The 401-nt window shown below is 81.5% G+C and carries 1 pseudogene; it reads left to right on the top strand.

The features are described from left to right. Window positions 1-13: 13 nt before the first annotated feature. Window positions 14-401, top strand: a pseudogene (locus KN815_RS49740) (hypothetical protein); the annotation flags it as partial.

The raw sequence follows: 401 nt of genomic DNA on the forward strand, positions 1-401 counted from the left end.
TGCGCCTGATCCGGTGGCTCCCGAGGCGGCCGCCTTCGGTCCGGCGGCCCCCGATCCGGCGGCCCCCGATCCGGCGGCCCCCGATCCGGTGGCCCCCGAGGCGGCCGCCTTCGGTCCGGCGGCCCCCGATCCGGCTGGCACCGAGCCAGCCACCTCCGGTCCGGCGGCCCCCGAGGCGGCGGCCCCTCAGTCGGCCGCCTCCGGTCCAGCCAGCCCCGATCAGGCCGCCCCCGATCTGGCGGCCTCCGAGCCAGTCGCTCCCGAGCCAGTCACCCCCGCGCCCGCCGCCCCCGATCCGGCTGGCACCGAGCCGGCGACCTCCGGTCCGGCGGCCCTCGATCCGGTCGCTCCCGAGGCGGCCACCTCCGAGCCAGTGACCCCCGGTCCGGCCGCCCCCGCCC

It is taken from the genome of Streptomyces niphimycinicus (assembly GCF_018883605.1).
In the GTDB taxonomy this organism is placed as follows: Bacteria; Actinomycetota; Actinomycetes; order Streptomycetales; family Streptomycetaceae; genus Streptomyces; species Streptomyces niphimycinicus.